Source organism: Nonomuraea sp. NPDC050691, from assembly GCF_040654455.1.
In the GTDB taxonomy this organism is placed as follows: Bacteria; Actinomycetota; Actinomycetes; order Streptosporangiales; family Streptosporangiaceae; genus Nonomuraea.
Genome location: NZ_JBFAIA010000106.1, coordinates 1 through 15,814, shown reverse-complemented (window position 1 = coordinate 15,814; position 15,814 = coordinate 1). Strand labels below are relative to the sequence as shown.

Genomic DNA, 15,814 nt, shown 5'->3' with positions numbered 1-15,814 from the left:
TCCACATGCTGGCGGCCGGGGACGCGGGCGGTCGTCAGCCTCCCGGGTTATTCGCGGGTCCGCCCCCGGGATGACGCGTGGGGCGCACGGGACGGAAGGAGGCGTCCACCAGCCCGGCCCGGTGGGCGACGACGGCCGCCTGAATGCGGTTGCGCAGCCCGAGCTTGTCCATGGCGGCCCCGACGTGGGTCTTGACCGTGGTCACGCCGACGTGCAGCCGCTCGGCGATCTCGGCGTTGGACAGGCCGGTGCCGACGAGGGCGAGGACCTCCAGCTCGCGTTCGGTCAGGCCGGCGGGCGGGGGCGCGGCGGCGCGGTCGCCTGCGGCGAGGAACCCCTCGACGACGCGGCGCAGCACGGACGGGGCCAGGAGCTGCTCGCCGGCGGCGGCCTTGCGCACGGCGTCCACCATGCGCTCGGGCTCGTCGTCCTTGACGAGGAAGCCGACGGCGCCGGCGCGCAGGGCGGCGTGCACGATGGCGTCCTCGGCGAACGTGGTGAGCACGACGATCCGGCTGCCGGGACGGGCGGCGAGGATCCGGCGGATGGCCTCCAGGCCGTCCACACGCGGCATGCGCAGGTCCATGAGGATGACGTCGGGCAGGTGGCGCTCGGCCTGGCGGACGGCCTCGGCCCCGTCCTGGGCCTCGGCGACCACCTCCATGTCGCCCGCGGCCTGCAGCAGCATCCGGACGCCGGCGCGGACCAGCGCCTGGTCGTCGGCGACGAGGACGCGGATCACGCGGCCCCCTCGCCGGCGCCCTCCTGGGGGGCGCGCTCGCAGCCGAAGAGCGTGGAGAGCCCGCCGGAGGAAGGAGCCGCGGGCGCGGCGCTTCCGGAGGCGCCGGGCAGGGTGGCGGTCAGGCGCCAGCCACCGTCCTCGCGCGGCCCGGCCGCCAGCGTGCCGCCCAGCGCGCGTACCCGCTCCCGCATGCCCGCCAGCCCGCGGCCGGAGGACGGCAGGCGCTCGACGGGCGCCGGCGGGCGGCCGTTGGCGATCTCGACGGCCAGCCCCTTGCCACGGGCGGTGAGGGCCACGAGGACCTCGGTGCCGGGTCCGGCGTGTTTGAGCACGTTGGTGAGCCCTTCCTGGACGATGCGGGCGGCGGAGGCGCGGGCCACGAGCGGCGCCCGGCCGATGTCCGGGTCCAGGCGCAGGTCCACGACGAGGCCCGCGGCGGCCATCCTCTCAGCGGACTCGCGCATCACGTCGGCGGGGTCGGCGAGCAGGCCGGGCCGGGCGCCGGGGTCGCGCAGCACGTCGAGGAGCCCGCGCAGGTCCTCCAGCACCTGGTGGCCGGTGTCGCGGATGTCGGTCAGCGCGTCGGCGACCGGTCCCCGCGGGGCGGCGTAGCGGGCGGCGCCGGCCCGCAGCACCATGGCGCCGACGTGGTGGGCGACGATGTCGTGCACCTCGCGGGCGATCCGTTCCCGCTCGGCGAGCTGGTCGGCGCGTACCTGGGCGAGGGCGAGCCGCGCGGACTCCTCGGCGCGCAGCCGCTCGGCGGCGGCCGCGCTCTGCCGGGCGCCGAGGTAACGGCCGATCGCGATGGGCGCCACGACGAGGAGCATGAGGACGGCGACCCGGAACGGGGTGACCTCGGTCTGGGAGTCGACCACGGCGACGGAGGCGAGGACGCAGCCGGCCGCGTACGCGACCGCGGTCCAGGCCCAGGACGCGACCCGCAGCGCGAACACGCCGAGCGCGATCATGGTGAGGACGAGGCACGAGTTGACCGCCTGCTCGAGGTACTGGTCGGCGGCCAGCAGCAGCAGGCCCTGGAGGATGAGGACCATGCCGGGCAGGCGGCGGGCCACGCCGAGCGACAGGCCGCCGCACACGGCGAGCAGCCCGACCACCCACACCGGCGGGCTCCCCTGGTCCCAGTCGCTCCATGTGCTGAGGACACCGACGGCCGCCCCGGCGCCGGCGAGCAGCACGTCGGGGGTGATGTCGTCCGGCTGGAAGCGGCTCGTGCTGCTGCGCAGGTAGCCGCCGACCAGGGCCGGGAAGCCGGGCACGAGCACGGTGAACATCCACCAGGTCGAGGCGAGCGGGATGCCCGGGTCGGCCATGTTGATCCCGGACGCGACGATCGCGGCGGCCACACAGAGGGCCACGGCGCGCGGCCGGCACCGGTAGGCGACGTTGCCGACGGCGACGCAGATGAGGATCTGCGCCGTGTTGGAGGTGTACGAGCCCACCTGGTCGGTGAAGACGAGGAACGCCGCCATGTACAGGGCCGCCCACACCGGTCTGGTCCGCAGGAGCCCCATGGGCAGGCCGGCCAGCACCGCCATGGGCACCGTCATGGACGGGGGCAGGTCGCCGAACCCTCCCGCCTCACCCGACACGAGAAGGTCCAGCGCGATCCCCGAGACCGCCAGCAGCACATCGAGCGCCACGCCACGCCAACGCATGCCCTGCAAACTATCCGGACCGCGCCGTTTCCCGATCCTCCTGGCGGAGGACCCGGCCTCCTCCAAGTGGCCGGATCCGCGTCCGCCCGGCGGATCAGCCGGCCTTCCGGGCGCCCCTACGGTCGGGGCATGCCTCATGACACCGCGTTGTTCTTCGGCCAGTTCCTGCGCGACCCGATCACGGTCGGCGCGCTCGCGCCCAGCTCCTGGCGGCTGGCCCGGTCGGTCTGCGCGCCGGTGCCCGAACGGGGTGAGCCGGTGGTGGTGGAGCTGGGCCCGGGCACGGGGCCGTTCACCGTGGAGATCCAGCGGCGGCTGGCCGGTCGCGGGCGGCACCTGGCGGTGGAGCTGAACGCGCCCATGGCGGAGCTGCTGGCCAGGCGCTTTCCCGGGGTGGACGTGGTGCACGGTGACGCGGCGGAGCTGTCGGGGCTGCTCGCCGGGCGCGGGCTCGGCCAGGCGGACGTGGTGGTGAGCGGCCTGCCCTGGGCGGCCTTCCCGGCCGCGTTGCAGCACCGCCTGATGGAGGCGGTCGTCTCGGCGATGAGCCCGGCGGGCGCCTTCACGACCTTCTCGTACGTGCACGCGATCCCGCTGGGGTCGGCCCGGCGGTTCCGCGCGCTGCTGGCCGAGCGGTTCGAGGAGGTGGTGCCGAGCCGCACGGTGTGGCGGAACGCGCCGCCGGCGTTCGTCTTCCACGCCCGCCGCCCCCGCTCTGACGGCACACCGGTCCTGCCGGCACACCGGTCCTGCCGGCACACCGCGCTCTGACACCACACCGGCGCGCCGCAGCGCGCCGGCGCCCGGGAGCACGCCACCGCCGACGGCGGCCCCCCGGAGCGGGGAGAGCTCGGTCTCAACCCTCCCGCGCCACCGGCGCCGGGCCATCCCTGGGCCGCCGCCGGTCACGACATGCGCGTGGCCGGTGCGCATGGCCGTGCCGGTCGCTGGCCGCCTGCCGCGGGCCGTTCCCCGGGGCGGCGTTCTCGGCCCCGTCGGACAGGCCCCCCGTCACCTCGCGCCGGCGCTGCGGCAGGTCGGCGGCCTCCTTCACTGCACGAGGCTGCGCCTACCCATCAGCGCCGGGACATCACCTGATCAGGAGAAGGACGGCGGCCGTTTCTCGCGCAGCGCCCGCAGACCCTCGGCCACGTCGGGCCCGGTGAAGCCCAGGAACTCCATCGCCAGCGAGGCGTCGAAGGACGGGCCGGCCAGGCGCAGCCAGTTGTTCAGCGCGTACTTGGTGAGCCTGATCGCCTCCTGGGCGCCGCCGGCCAGCCGGGAGGCGACGTCGAGGGCGGTCTCGTGCACCCGGTCGTCGTCGACGCACAGGGCGACCAGGCCCATCCGCTCGGCCTGCTCACCGGTGACGGGCTCGCACAGCAGCAGGTGGTACTTGGCCTTGGCCAGCCCGCACAGCAGCGGCCAGACGATCGCGGCGTGGTCGCCCGCGGCGACGCCCAGCCGGGTGTGGCCGTCGATGATCCGGGCGGTGCGCCCGGCGACGGACACGTCGGCGAGCAGCGCCACGGCGAGCCCGGCCCCCACGGCGGGGCCGACGATGGCGGAGACGACCGGCTTGGAACAGTTGACGACGTTGTAGACGATGTCGCGGGCCTCGGCGAACACCCGCATCCGGGTGGCGTGGTCGCGCGTCATCTCCTCGATCATGGACAGGTCGCCGCCGGCGGAGAACGCCGCGCCCTGTCCCATGATCAGGACGGCGCGGACGGCGTCGTCGCGGTCGGCGTCGCGCCAGATGGCCGCGAGCTCGCGGTGGCCGGTCGTGTCGACGGCGTTGAGCCGGCGCGGCTCGCTGATCGTGACGCGCAGCACGCCGTCGGCCGGCATGTCGGTGCGCAGCCGCTCGTACGCCTCGTAGCCGGGAACGGTCACGGCGACTCCTCACGTCCTCGGCGGCCCGGAACGGTCAACAGGGCCTCCCCCGTCCTCGGCGGCCGGGGAACGGTCACGGGGCGTCCTCCCGGCCGAAGGCCTCGCGCAGGCGGCGGGCGACCAGCTCGCGGGCCTCCACCGCCTGGTCGAACAGGCCGGGGAAGGAGGGGAAGCCGTGGACGGCCCCGTCGTAGCGGACCACCTCGGCGGGCACCCCGGCCGCGGCCAGGCGCTCGCCGTAGCGTTCGGCCTCGTCGCGCAGCACGTCGTACTCGGCGGTGACGAGGGTGGCGGGTGGCAGCCCGGCGACCGACGGGAGCCGCAGCGGCGACAGGCGCGGGTCGGCCGGGTCGGCGCCCGGCGCGTACTGGCGGGCGAACCACGCCATCTCGGCGGCGTCCAGCCCGAAGCCCCGCCCGAACTCGGCGTAACTCGGCGAGTCCATGGCCAGGTCGAGGACCGGGGTGACGAGCGCCTGGTGGACGAGCGTGAGCCCGGCGTCGCGGGCCTGCCAGGCGGCGACCGCGGCGAGGTTGCCGCCGGCGCTGACGCCGATCACGGCGACGGAGCCGTCGCACTGGTAGAACGCGGGCCGGGCGAACACGTCGCGCACGACGGTCCAGGCGTCGTCGGCCGCGGCCGGGAAGGGGTGCTCGGGGGCCAGCCGGTAGCCGGCGGAGACGACCACCGCGCCGGTGCGCAGGGCGAGGTCGCGGCCCGTGGCGTCGTCGCGTCTGACGCCGCCGAACACCCAGCCGCCGCCGTGGAAGGAGACGAGCACCGGGAGCGGCCCGTCGCCGCGGTCGGCCCGGTAGATCCGGATGGGCACTCCCTCGGCGCTCTCGTCGCGGACGGAGGCGATGCGGGTGAGGGGGCCGCGGTGCGCGGCCATCGGGTCGGCCGCCCGCGCCTCCCGGATGGCGGCGAGGTCGAGGGTGTCCAGGCCGCCGCCGTCGTCCGGCCGGTAGCGCGCGAGGAAGTCGCGCGCCTGAGGGTTCAGCGGCATGCTCGGAGCCTAGCGGGCCGCCTCGACGAGCGCACTGAACAGCCCGGCGCCCGTGCCCCGCTCGGGATGCCACTGCACGCCCACGGCGAACCGGTGGCCCTGCAGCTCGACGGCCTCGACGATCTGGTCCTCGGCCCAGGCGACGGCCAGCAGCCCCGAGCCGAGCCGGCGTACGGACTGCACGTGCGGCGCGATCACCTCGACGTGCTCCCCCACGGCCTTGCCGAGCTTGCTCGACACGCTGACCTGGATGGTGTGGGGGACGCCGGGCTCTCCGTGGCGGTCGTGGCCGAGCGTGTCGGGCAGCCAGGGGATGAGGGTGCCGCCCTGGGCGACGTTGAGCACGTGCATGCCGCGGGCGACGGCGAGGATCGGCAGGCCGGCCTGGACGGCGGCGCGGGCGAGGGCCAGCTCGTAGCGGTCGCGGTGGCCCTGTGGCGAGGCGAGGCGGGCGTCCTGTTGCTCGCCGTAGGCGTCGGCGCCGACCTCGGCGCCTCCGGCCAGCACCAGGCCGCGCAGCCCGTGGACGTGGTCGGCGGCGGTGGCGGGCGACAGGGGCGGCAGCAGGACGGGCGCCCCGCCGGCGCGCTCGACCGCCTTGGCGTAGGCCGGGGGCGACAGGACCGCCTCCCGCACCCAGTCCCCCCAGCGGGCGGCCTCGAAGTAGGCGGTGATGCCGATCAGCGGTCGGGCCATGCGATCTCCAGGTGCGAGCAGGAGTCGGGACGGCCGCCCGGCGGTGCGGTGGCCGCGAGGCCATCATGGCGCACGGCGTTTCGCTCACGGCACCCCTGAGGCGAGATCTCGCGCGAGGACCTCCGGTCACATTTCCCAATGAATTGCGAAACAGCCAGAAAAAGCGAATGAAATAGATATTCACGTTTCGCGCCCGAAATGCGTTCTGTCTTGACCGCGGTGAATAACAGTACCGTCACACATAGTTCGGGTTCGCACCGTATCGGCGCGAAACGGTTGTGACGTCCATGTGGTGGTGTAAGACTCGATTTCCGAGCGATCGGCCGAGCCGGGGTCCGCGCCGGACGCTCGTCACCCGGAGCCGTCAGGAGGTGGATCGACACGACCGGAATGCGATTCCGGTCCATGGGGTGGGGTTGATGTGGCAATGTCGTTGAATCCGCGCCTGGTAAAAGAGAGCTTCTCCGTCATCGAGCCGGTGGCCGGCAAGGCGGCCGCCTACTTCTACGGCCGGTTGTTCGCCGAGAGCCCGCACCTGCGCTGCATGTTCCCGCCGGGCATGGACGCGCAGCGCGACCGGCTCTTCAGCGCGCTGACCCGCATCGTGTGGAGTCTCGACAGTCCCGACAGTCTGGCCTCCTTCCTGGGCCAGCTCGGGCGCGACCACCGCAAGTACGGCGTCGTGCCCGAGCACTACGGCGCGATCGGGCGGGCGCTGCTGGCCACCGTCCGCCGCTTCGCCGCCGACGTCTGGACCGACGAGATCGAGGCGGCCTGGGTGGCCGCCTACAACGCCGCGGCCGAGCTCATGATGCGGGCGGCCGAGGAGGACGCCGGGGTGTCGCCCGCCTGGTGGGTGGCGGAGGTGATCGACCACGAGCGCCGCACGCCCGACATCGCGGTGGTCACGGTACGTCCCACCCAGCGCCTGCCGTTCACGGCCGGGCAGTACGTGACCGTGCAGACCGCGCGCTGGCCGCGCGTATGGCGGCCGTTCTCCATCGCCAACGCGCCGCGCCCCGACAACACGGTGCGCCTGCACGTCCGCTCCGTGCCCGGCGGATGGGTCTCGACCACGCTCACCCGCGACACCCGCATCGGCGACGCGATCATGCTGGGCCCGCCGATGGGCACGATGGCGCCGCCCGAGCGGGGCTGCCGCGACGTGCTGTGCGTGGCGGGCGGTACGGGCCTGGCCCCGCTGAAGGCGATCATCGAGCAGATCATCGCCTCCGGCCGCCGTCCCGGCATCCACCTCCTGTACGGCGCGCGGACCGCGGCCGAGCTGTACGACCTGCCGGACCTCGTCCGGATGGAGTCCACGTTCCCGTGGCTGCGCGTGGTGCCCGTGGTCTCCGGCGACCCCTCCTACGACGGGATGCGCGGCCGCCTGCCGGAGGTGACGCAGCGCTTCCACTCGTGGGCCGAGCACGAGGTGTACGTGTGCGGGCCGGCGGCCATGGTCAGCGAGACGGTCCAGCGGCTGCAGGACGACGGGGTGCCGCCGGCCCGCATCCACCGGGACGTCGTCCACGACGAGCGCTGACCCCGGCCCCCGGGCGCGGGGGGCCGGCGCCCGGGGGTCACGCGGTGGCGGCAGGCCGGCCGAAGGCCGCCGCGGTCTCCTCGTCGCCCGGCCAGAACGTCTCGATGGCCAGCTCCGACACCGTGACGTCCATCGGCGTGCCGAAGGTCGCGATCGTGGTGAACATGGACAGGACCTGGTCGCCGTGGCGGATGCGCAGCGGCAGCAGGATGTCGGCCGGTCCGGGCACGTGCGCCACGTTGAGCTCCACGCCGGGGTAGGTGTAGGAGGCCAGCTCGTCGTGCAGTTCGGCCAGGGCGCCGTGGCCGGACGCCTCGGCCTGGCGGCGGAGCTGGTTCAGCAGGTACGCGCGGACCTCGGCGAGGTTGATCAACCGGCCGCCCATGGCGTCGGGGTGCAGCGAGAGGCGCATGACGTTGACCGGCTCCTCGAGCAGCTCGGCGGGCGCCCCCTCCATGAACATGCCGGCCGCGTCGTTGGCCGCGACCAGGTTCCAGCCGGCGTCCACGACCAGCGCCGGGTACGGCTCGTGCCCGGCGAGGATCCGGTCGAGGGCCCGGCGCACCGCGGCCATCTCGGGCGCCCGCACCTCCCGCTCGGGGAACACCGGCGCGAAGCCGGCCGCGACCAGCAGCCGGTTGCGGTGCCGCAGCGGCACCTCCAGCTCCTCCGCGAGCCGCATCACCATCTCGCGGCTCGGCCGGGCCCGGCCGGTCTCCAGGAAACTGACGTGCCGCGCCGACACGTCGGCCTCGATGGCCAGGTCGAGCTGGCTCACCCGGCGCCGCTGACGCCAGGTTCGCAGCAGGTCTCCGAAGGTCTCCTCGTGCTCTACGGCAAGTGCTCCCATGGCGCAGACGCTACGGCACCGGAGGGAAGGGCCGCGATGACGTGGCAGGTAAGGGCGGCTAGTACGACTGGAGCTCGACGAGGACGCCCTCGGGGTCGCGCAGGTGGGCGGTCCGCAGGGTGGGGCCCCAGGCGGGGCGGTCCTGGGGCGGGGCGACGAGCCGGGCCCCGTGGCCGGTCAGGCAGGCGGCGGCGGCCTCGACGTCGTCCACCCGCATGACGAGCATGGCCGCGTCCTGGGCGGCCGCGGTCTCCGGGAGGCCGGAGGTGCCGACGGCCGCGCTGATCGCGGCGCGACCGAACAGGACGAGCCCGGCCTGCCCGTCGACGTCCCAGTTGGCGTAGGCGGCCTCGGGCAGGACCTTCACCGGCTCGACGCCGTGCAGGTCGCGCATGACGGCCCGGTAGAAGGCCAGCGAGGCGGCGAAGTCGCGGACGAGCAGGCGGGGGTAGAGGGCGTCCATCATGCTCCTGAATAGTTGGTAGTCACCAATGATTGGTGGAACCCTACAATAGGGAGTCATGGAGCCGCCGCCGACCCTGCTGGGGATCACGACGTTCGTCCTGCACAAGGTCGCGGTCGCCTCCCGGCGCGCCGTGGCCCGCAGGCTCGCCGAGGAGACCGGGCTCAGCCTGTGGCGGTTCGCGGCGCTCGCGGCGCTCGCCGACCACGGGCCGGCGGCGCAGCGCGAGCTCGGCGACCGGCTCGGGCTCGACCCGAGCGACATGGCGCGGCTCATGGACGGCCTGGCGGAGGACGGGCTGGCCGTGCGCGAGCGCGACCCTGGCGACCGGCGGCGCTACCTGGCCTCGCTCAGCGACGCCGGCCGGGTGGCCCTCGACCGGGGCCGCGCCGTGGTCGCGGCCGTGGAGGAGCACACGCTGGCCCCCCTCACGGCCGCCGAGCGCGCCACGTTGCACGACCTGGCCGGCCGGATCCTCCTCACGGGGCCGCCGGGGTGACCGCGTCGAAGTCGACGAGCAGGTGGCGCGGGCCGCGCAGCGTGGCGCTGGGCCGGTAGGGCGGCGGGTCCTCCACCAGACGCGGGTTCACCAGCCGGTTCACCAGCTGCTGGAGGGCGATCTGCGCCTCCAGCCGGGCCAGCGCCGCGCCGAAGCAGTAGTGGATCCCGCCGCCGAAGCCCAGGTGCTCGCAGTAGCGGCGGTCCGGGTCGAAGGTGTCCGGGTGGCTCACGTGCGCCGGGTCCCGGCTGCCCGAGGCGAGGACGAGGACGACCGGCGCGCCCGCCGGGATCGTCGTCCCGGCGATCGGGATGTCGGCCAGCGCCACCCGCGACGACAGGAAGTGGACCGGCGGCTCGTACCGCAGCAGCTCCTCCACCGTGGTGACGATCAGGTCCGGCTCGGCGCGCAGCCGCTTGACCAGCTCGGGGTGGCGCAGCAGCGTGAGCATGCCGTTGGCGATGAGGTTGACCGTGGTCTCGTGGCCGGCGATGAGCAGCAGCGCGGCCGTGGCGATCACCTCGACCGGGGACATCCTGCCCTCCGGCCCCTCGTAGGTGACCAGGCCCGACAGCAGGTCGTCGCCCGGCGCGTCCCGTCGCGTCGCGGCGAGGTCGGCGAGGTACGTCTGGAGCTTGGAGACCGCCTCGGCCCGCCCCCGCTCGCGTTCGGCCCGGTCCTCCTCGCCGGGGCCGAGGGACTCGACGATGGCGTCGGCCCAGGCGTGGAAGCGCGGCTCGTCCTCCCGGGGCACGCCGAGCAGCCGGCAGATCACCGTGACGGGCAGCGGGTAGGCGACCTCGTCCACGAGGTCCGCGGGTGCGCCCGGCCAGGCCGTCGACGAGCTCCGTGGTGATCGCCAGCATCTCGGGGCGCAGCGCCTCGACGCGGCCGGCGCTGTGCGGCGGCCCGAAGTGGCGCATCGCCAGCCGCCGGAGCCGGTCGTGCTCGGGCGGGTCCATGCCGATGAACGAGACCCCGCCCATCCCGTTGCCCATGTCCCCCTCGGGCCGGTGGGCGAGGTTGCGGCGGTCGGAGCTGATGCGCGGGTCGTGCAGCAGCTCCACGATCTCCCGGTACGTGCTGACGACCCACGTGCCGTCCTCGCGCCGCGAGACCGGGGTCTGGCGCAGCTCGGCGTACAACGGGTACGGGTCGGCGCGGCCCGCGGGGTCGAGGATCTGCTGGAAGACGTCATCGGATGCCATGGCGGTCCCTCCTGGGCCTGGGGCGTGCGGACGTGGGCGTACGGGGCACGGTCACGACTCGCCGTACGGTCACGACTCGCCGTACAGGAGCGAGGCGCTGCGCTCGGCCGGGTCGTGGCCGGTCACCACGACGGTGGCGCCCTCGCCGGCGAGAGCGCGCTCCGGCACCTCCGCCGGAACGGGCCCGGCGCCCTCCCTCATGTCCACGTGCCGGAAGTCCGGGGGGAACGGCGCGGCCCGCTCGATGAGCCGCTGGTAGAACTCCAGCCAGATGGCCTGGTCGAAGGTGACCGCGGCGGTGATCCGGCCCTTGTGGCCGTACACGGCGACGAAGCGGCGCTCGGCCACCGACCCCTGCGTGACGACGATCTGGTCGGCGAGCGTGGGCACGCCCACGGACTTGATGTTGATCCCGAACTGGCTGGACCAGAACACCGGCAGCGACAGATGCGGCCAGCGGTGGGCCTGGTCGCTGACCATGTTGTGGGCGGCGACCTCGGCCTGGGCGACGGCGTTGCCCCAGTGCTCCAGCGCCATGAACTGGTAGTGGAAGACCGGGTGCGGGAAGCGGGCGATGTCACCGGCCACGAACACGTCGTCGGTGACCAGGCCGTTGGCGTCCACGGCCCGGCACCCGGCGTCGCAGGCCACTCCCCAGGGGCCGGCGGCGAGCCCGGAGCCGCGCAGCCACTCGACGTTGCGGACGGCGCCGAGCGCGACCACCGCCACCTGGGCCTCGACCGTGCTCCCGTCGGACAGGTGGGCCCGGCGCAGCCGCCCGGCGCCGTCGCCCTCCAGGGAGGTGACGGTCAGTCCGCAGCGCAGGTCCACGCCGTGGTCACGCTGGACGCCCCCGGCGATCCGGCCGATCATGCCCCCCAGGGCGCCGACGAGCGGGGCGGGCCCGCGTTCGACGAGGGTCACGGGCAGGCCGAGCTCCCGGCAGGCCGAGGCGACCTCCGACCCGGTGAACCCGCCGCCGATGACGAGCACCCGTTCCGGCCCCGCGGCCAGCGCCTCGCGCAGGCGGGTGGCGTCCTCCAGGGTGCGCAGGACGTGGACGCCCTCCAGGGCGGCCTCCGTCTCCTCCGGCCAGGGGCGGGCGCGGGTGCCCGTGGCGATCAGCACCCGGTCGAAGGCCACCTCGCGGCCGTCGGCCAGGCGCACGGTCTTGGTGGCGAGGTCCAGGCCCGTGGCCGGGTTGCCGGGGATCCAGTCGGCCTCGACCTCCCGCAGGCGGGGCAGCCGGGCGTGCTCGGCCGGCACGCGGCGGGTGAGGATCTGCTTGGACAGCGGCGGCCGGTCGTACGGCTCGTGCGTCTCCTCGCCGATCACGGTCAGCCGGCCGGTGAACCCCTCCCGGCGCAGCACCCCGGCCGCCCGGCCGCCGGCCAGCGAGCCGCCGACGATGACGATGTGCCCGTCCCGGACGATCCCGCCGGAGCCGTCGCCGAGCCGCCTGACCGGCGCAGTCCAGTGCCGCATCGTGTTGCGGTCGACGTGCAGCGCCTGCACCGGGCAGGCCGCGGCGGCCCGCAGCACGTGCTCGCGCTGCGCGTCGCCGGGCTCGGGGTCGTAGGCGACGGCCTCGTCGCCGTGCATCGTGAAGACCTCCGGCGCGAGATAGGCGCACTGGCCGTACCCCTGGCAGCGCGTGAGATCGATGACCACCCTCACGGGACACTCCCCCCTGTCGGAGACGCCCCGGGACTCCCCCGCCGGGCCCGCCTCACCGAGCGTGACCTACCCCGCGCGCGTCGCCGCGTAGCGCAGCGCCGCTGCCGGGTTCCGCAAAGCCGCAGCTCAGCCGATGCGCGGCCTACGTACTGTCACGCTGCGAGCACGGTCCGGCCGCGAATCCCCCACTCTCCGGCGGCCCCGGCGGCGGCGTGGCACGATGGCCGGAAGAGGCACGGGAGCGGTGGCAGCGGTGATGGGAGTCTGCTATGAGTGACGCGATGCTCGCGATCGGCACCCGCAAGGGGTTGTTCCTCGCCCGGTCGGCGAACGGCGGCCCGTTCGAGGTCCAGCCGATCCGCTTCTCCACGGTCGGCGTCCCCTCGGTGGCGATCGACACGCGCGGCCCCTCCCCCCGGCTGCTGGCCGGCATCGAGTACGGCCATTTCGGTCCGTCGGTGATGTACTCCGACGACCTCGGCGAGACCTGGCAGGAGGCGTCCCGGCCGCCTGTCGCGTTCCCCGACAAGACCGGCGCGACGCTGACCCGCGTGTGGCAGCTCCAGCCGTCGCCGTCGGAGCCCGGCGTGGTGTGGGCCGGCGCGGAGCCGGCCGCGCTGTTCCGCTCGGAGGACCGCGGCGTCACCTACGAGCTGGTCGAGGGCCTGTGGGAGCACCCGCACCGGCCGCGGTGGCAGCCGGGCGGCGGCGGGCTGTGCCTGCACACGATCGTCCCGCACCCGAGCGACCCGCGGGTGATGGGCGTGGCCGTGTCGGCGGCCGGCTTCTACCGCACCTCCGACGGCGGCGTGTCGTGGGAGGCGGCCAACCGGGGCATCCGGGCGCCGTTCCTGCCGGAGGGGCAGCAGTATCCCGAGTTCGGCCAGTGCGTGCACAAGGTGGCGCTGCACCCGTCGCGGCCCGACCGGCTGTTCCTGCAGCACCACTTCGGTGTCTACCGCAGCGACGACTTCGGCGGCTCCTGGGAGGGCGTCGGCTCGTCGTTGCCGTCCGACTTCGGCTTCCCCGTCGTGGTCGACCCGCGCCGTCCCGACACGGTGTACGTGCTGCCGCTCCAGGCCGACGTCGACCGGACCCCGGTGGAGCACCACCTGCGCGTCTACCGCTCCGACGACGCCGGCGGCACGTGGCGGCCCCTCGACCACGGCCTGCCGGAGCCGCCGGTGCACGTCACGGTGCTGCGCGACGCGATGACCGCCTCGGAGGCGGGCCTGTTCCTCGGCACCCGCGACGGCGAGGTGTACGGCTCGGCCGACGGCGGCGAGAGCTGGAGCGTGGTGGCCCGGCACCTGCCGGACGTCCTGACGGTCCGCGCGGCGGTGCTGTAGGACATGGCTGCCCGGCGTGCCAGACCCGTGACCATGGTCGTGTTCGTGCTGCCCAGCTCGCTGCGGCGGTGGGTGAGCGGCAGGAGCGAGGTGAAGGTGTTCGCGGTCGCGGCCGACACCGACGCCTCGCCCACGCTGGGGTCGGCGCTCGACACGCTGCGCCGTACGCACCCGCTGCTGGAGGAGCGGCTGCGCGACGACTACGGGCGGATCCGCCGCCACATCAGCATGTTCGTCTCCGGGGAGAACGCGCTGGGCCTCGGCGGCCTCGACTGCGCGCTGCCGCCGGGCGCCGAGGTGTACGTGATGCCGAGCCTGGGCTGACCCCGATCGGCCGTCTCAGACCTTGCGCCAGCCGGGGACCCACGCGCCGTCCTCGACGACGTAGTCGCCGAACAGGGCCGGGGCCTCCTTCAGCATGAGCTCGCCGATGCGCTGGAACAGCAGCCGGATCTCCTCCTCCGCGCCGACCGCGGTGCGCGCCTCGATCGTGTGGCGCAGGGTGCGGACGTTGGCCGTCCAGACCAGGCCGGTGGCCAGGCCCTCGGGGGCGAAGCGGCGCATGAACGAGGTGCGGTGCTTCTTCTCGGAGAACGGCTTGCCCTCCTCGTCGAGCTGGAAGTGGTCGGCCATCCAGAGCTGGAAGCGCTCCAGCTCCTCCAGCACGGCCGTGGCCCGCTCCATCAGCTCGGAGTCCTCGCGCGCCCAGTCGGGGAACCAGAACGGCAGCTCGTCGAGGCGGACGAAACGCAGCGACTCCTGGGAGATGGCCACGCCGGGCCGGTGGCGGACCAGCTCGTGCGTCAGGACGCGGCTCACGTTGTGCAGCACGAAGCTGAAGCTGACGTGCTCCAGGACGGAGCCGTGGGCGCTGGCCAGGATGTTGCGGAGGTACTCGTCCTGGTTCTCCCGGATGCGGACGACGTTGGGGTTGAGACCGGGCTCGAACGAGCGGTAGCAGAGCCGGCCGGCGAACTCGGCGAGGTTCTGCGCGTCCAGCTCGCCCCGGTCGAGCCGCTCCAGCCACCGCTCGCCGCCGACCTCGCCCAGGTAGCGGGCCAGCTCGTCGTAGTCGAGCTGCGGACGGGCGACGATGAAGACCTCGGGTTCGACGGTGCGCATGGCGAGCCCCCGCTCGAGTAGGCGATGTGACGGCCCAAGCAAACCAGGTCAGGGGGCCGGGCGCGAACTCCGGGGGTGGCCTGCCGCCGGTTTCCCCGCCCGGGGAGCCCGAGGTCAGAGACGGTAGACGCGGCGGGCGTTGCCCGAGCCGATCATGTAGGCGACGCGGGCGGCGTCGGCGGCGCTCCACTCCCCCGCGTCCAGCCGCTCCTTCAGCGCCCGGCCCAGGGCGCGGCGGAACGCCACGGCACCGAGGTGGGCGGTCTCGGCCACGCCGGAGCAGCCGGAGCCGAAGAGCTGCTTGTGGAACGGCGCCAGCTCCAGCAGCTCGTCCACGACCCGCCACGCGCCGGCGCCGGTGCGGGTCAGCGCCCGCCCGACGTCCACGTGGACGTGCGGGTACGCGGCGGCCAGGTGGGCGGCCTGGCGGTGGAACGGGTAGCAGTGCAGCAGGATCACCGGCACCCCGGCGGGCTGGAGCGCCCGCAGGAAGCCGGTCAGCAGCGCGGGGTCGGTCCGGTGGGGCGCCGCGTGCCCGGCGTCGGGCCCGGTGCCCGCGTGGAGCTGGAGGGGCAGGCCGCGTTCGCGGGCCACGTCCACGGAGGTCCACAGCAGGTGGCGCAGCGCGACCGGGTCGTTCAGCGGCTCCTTGGGGTCGGCCAGCCGCCGGCCGGCGGCGGCGATGACGGACCCGCGGCTGGGCCGGGCCGCGTCGAAGTCGAGGCCGTGGAGGTGGCCGGCGACCGTGCTCAGGCCCACGGCGCCGGCGGCGCGGGCGGCCAGCTCCTCGGCCAGGCCGTCCAGGTAGTCGGTGGAGGTGCCGGCCATCTCGGCCACGTCGTGCTCGACCTGCTCGACGCGGACGATCTCGTCGGCGGCGGCGGAGCCCTGGCGGCCCATCTCGGCGGCCGGCAGCAGGTCGTCGTCCTCCGTGCCGGTGTCGACGAGGAACGCGGCCATCCCGGCGGCCCGCAGCAGCCTGCCGTTGACCTCGGCGGCGCCGAGCTCGGCCCGCCGGGCCAGGTAGACGGCGGGCGCGGCGTGCGGCGGCAGGAGATCGGAAGAGGTCGTGGAGGGAAAG

General features: G+C 74.6%; 16 protein-coding genes. 5 read left to right on the top strand and 11 right to left on the bottom strand.

From position 1 onward, the window contains the following. Positions 1-34: 34 nt before the first annotated feature. Complete coding sequence (locus AB0H81_RS29615) at positions 35-742, bottom strand: response regulator transcription factor (protein ID WP_358381125.1); 708 nt, start codon at positions 740-742, stop codon at positions 35-37. Beyond that, complete coding sequence (locus AB0H81_RS29610) at positions 739-2,421, bottom strand: histidine kinase (protein WP_358381123.1); 1,683 nt, start codon at positions 2,419-2,421, stop codon at positions 739-741. The genes AB0H81_RS29615 and AB0H81_RS29610 overlap by 4 nt, the downstream gene beginning before the upstream one ends. 129 nt (positions 2,422-2,550) lie before the next feature. On the opposite strand from AB0H81_RS29610, the gene AB0H81_RS29605 reads away from it, so the two are divergent. Further along, positions 2,551-3,192 carry a methyltransferase domain-containing protein gene (locus AB0H81_RS29605; protein WP_358381121.1) on the top strand — a complete coding sequence of 214 codons (642 nt, stop codon included), beginning with the start codon at positions 2,551-2,553 and terminating at the stop codon, positions 3,190-3,192. A 327-nt stretch (positions 3,193-3,519) separates the two neighbouring features. On the opposite strand, the gene AB0H81_RS29600 is transcribed toward AB0H81_RS29605, so the two are convergent. The 3 genes from AB0H81_RS29600 to AB0H81_RS29590 all read right to left on the bottom strand — a co-directional run bounded on the left by AB0H81_RS29600 (position 3,520) and on the right by AB0H81_RS29590 (position 6,019). Next, complete coding sequence (locus tag AB0H81_RS29600; RefSeq protein ID WP_358381119.1) at positions 3,520-4,317, bottom strand: enoyl-CoA hydratase/isomerase family protein; 798 nt, start codon at positions 4,315-4,317, stop codon at positions 3,520-3,522. A gap of 73 nt (positions 4,318-4,390) precedes the next feature. Beyond that, positions 4,391-5,323 (bottom strand): alpha/beta hydrolase, encoded by a 933-nt coding sequence (locus AB0H81_RS29595; protein ID WP_358381118.1) that lies wholly within the window; start codon positions 5,321-5,323, stop codon positions 4,391-4,393. A 9-nt stretch (positions 5,324-5,332) separates the two neighbouring features. Beyond that, positions 5,333-6,019 carry a gamma-glutamyl-gamma-aminobutyrate hydrolase family protein gene (locus tag AB0H81_RS29590; protein WP_358381116.1) on the bottom strand — a complete coding sequence of 229 codons (687 nt, stop codon included), beginning with the start codon at positions 6,017-6,019 and terminating at the stop codon, positions 5,333-5,335. A gap of 427 nt (positions 6,020-6,446) precedes the next feature. Here AB0H81_RS29590 and AB0H81_RS29585 point away from each other — a divergent pair, with 427 nt between their 5' ends. Beyond that, positions 6,447-7,565, top strand: coding sequence for a globin domain-containing protein (locus tag AB0H81_RS29585; protein WP_358381114.1), 1,119 nt, complete (start codon positions 6,447-6,449; stop codon positions 7,563-7,565). A gap of 37 nt (positions 7,566-7,602) precedes the next feature. On the opposite strand, the gene AB0H81_RS29580 is transcribed toward AB0H81_RS29585, so the two are convergent. Both AB0H81_RS29580 and AB0H81_RS29575 read right to left on the bottom strand, forming a co-directional pair. Further along, complete coding sequence (locus AB0H81_RS29580; RefSeq protein ID WP_358381112.1) at positions 7,603-8,415, bottom strand: helix-turn-helix transcriptional regulator; 813 nt, start codon at positions 8,413-8,415, stop codon at positions 7,603-7,605. A 58-nt stretch (positions 8,416-8,473) separates the two neighbouring features. Next, a complete protein-coding gene (locus AB0H81_RS29575) occupies positions 8,474-8,881 on the bottom strand; it encodes a VOC family protein (RefSeq protein ID WP_358381110.1) in 408 nt (135 codons plus the stop codon). Between the two features lie 55 nt (positions 8,882-8,936). Between AB0H81_RS29575 and AB0H81_RS29570 the strand changes: the two genes are divergently transcribed. Continuing rightward, positions 8,937-9,377, top strand: coding sequence for a MarR family transcriptional regulator (locus AB0H81_RS29570; protein WP_358381108.1), 441 nt, complete (start codon positions 8,937-8,939; stop codon positions 9,375-9,377). Here the strand turns inward: AB0H81_RS29570 and AB0H81_RS29565 are convergent. Both AB0H81_RS29565 and AB0H81_RS29560 read right to left on the bottom strand, forming a co-directional pair. Continuing rightward, positions 9,358-10,185 carry a cytochrome P450 gene (locus AB0H81_RS29565; RefSeq protein WP_358381106.1) on the bottom strand — a complete coding sequence of 276 codons (828 nt, stop codon included), beginning with the start codon at positions 10,183-10,185 and terminating at the stop codon, positions 9,358-9,360. The two genes, AB0H81_RS29570 and AB0H81_RS29565, sit on opposite strands and share 20 nt — an antisense overlap. A gap of 469 nt (positions 10,186-10,654) precedes the next feature. Next, a complete protein-coding gene (locus AB0H81_RS29560; RefSeq protein WP_358381104.1) occupies positions 10,655-12,262 on the bottom strand; it encodes an FAD-dependent oxidoreductase in 1,608 nt (535 codons plus the stop codon). A 269-nt stretch (positions 12,263-12,531) separates the two neighbouring features. On the opposite strand from AB0H81_RS29560, the gene AB0H81_RS29555 reads away from it, so the two are divergent. Together AB0H81_RS29555 and AB0H81_RS29550 are read left to right on the top strand one after the other, a co-directional pair. Next, positions 12,532-13,611, top strand: coding sequence for an exo-alpha-sialidase (locus AB0H81_RS29555; RefSeq protein ID WP_358381102.1), 1,080 nt, complete (start codon positions 12,532-12,534; stop codon positions 13,609-13,611). Between the two features lie 3 nt (positions 13,612-13,614). After that, the gene (locus AB0H81_RS29550; protein WP_358381100.1) at positions 13,615-13,935 is read left to right on the top strand and encodes a hypothetical protein; all 321 of its coding nucleotides are present in this window, start codon (positions 13,615-13,617) and stop codon (positions 13,933-13,935) included. A 15-nt stretch (positions 13,936-13,950) separates the two neighbouring features. On the opposite strand, the gene thyX is transcribed toward AB0H81_RS29550, so the two are convergent. Together thyX and AB0H81_RS29540 are read right to left on the bottom strand one after the other, a co-directional pair. Beyond that, a complete protein-coding gene (gene thyX, locus AB0H81_RS29545; protein WP_358381098.1) occupies positions 13,951-14,733 on the bottom strand; it encodes an FAD-dependent thymidylate synthase in 783 nt (260 codons plus the stop codon). Positions 14,734-14,847: 114 nt separating this feature from the next. Beyond that, positions 14,848-15,814: amidohydrolase family protein (locus AB0H81_RS29540; RefSeq protein WP_358381096.1), on the bottom strand; the 967-nt coding region annotated here is incomplete at its 5' end.

Bases quoted from the DNA above. Each gene is read 5' to 3' on its own strand.
- AB0H81_RS29610 (WP_358381123.1), bottom strand. From the start codon at position 2,421: ATGCGTTGGCGTGGCGTGGCGCTCGATGTGCTGCTGGCGGTCTCGGGG.
- AB0H81_RS29605 (WP_358381121.1), top strand. From the start codon at position 2,551: ATGCCTCATGACACCGCGTTGTTCTTCGGCCAGTTCCTGCGCGACCCG.
- AB0H81_RS29595 (WP_358381118.1), bottom strand. From the start codon at position 5,323: ATGCCGCTGAACCCTCAGGCGCGCGACTTCCTCGCGCGCTACCGGCCG.
- AB0H81_RS29590 (WP_358381116.1), bottom strand. From the start codon at position 6,019: ATGGCCCGACCGCTGATCGGCATCACCGCCTACTTCGAGGCCGCCCGC.
- AB0H81_RS29585 (WP_358381114.1), top strand. From the start codon at position 6,447: ATGTCGTTGAATCCGCGCCTGGTAAAAGAGAGCTTCTCCGTCATCGAG.
- AB0H81_RS29580 (WP_358381112.1), bottom strand. From the start codon at position 8,415: ATGGGAGCACTTGCCGTAGAGCACGAGGAGACCTTCGGAGACCTGCTG.
- AB0H81_RS29575 (WP_358381110.1), bottom strand. From the start codon at position 8,881: ATGATGGACGCCCTCTACCCCCGCCTGCTCGTCCGCGACTTCGCCGCC.
- AB0H81_RS29570 (WP_358381108.1), top strand. From the start codon at position 8,937: ATGGAGCCGCCGCCGACCCTGCTGGGGATCACGACGTTCGTCCTGCAC.
- AB0H81_RS29555 (WP_358381102.1), top strand. From the start codon at position 12,532: ATGAGTGACGCGATGCTCGCGATCGGCACCCGCAAGGGGTTGTTCCTC.
- AB0H81_RS29550 (WP_358381100.1), top strand. From the start codon at position 13,615: ATGGCTGCCCGGCGTGCCAGACCCGTGACCATGGTCGTGTTCGTGCTG.
- thyX (WP_358381098.1), bottom strand. From the start codon at position 14,733: ATGCGCACCGTCGAACCCGAGGTCTTCATCGTCGCCCGTCCGCAGCTC.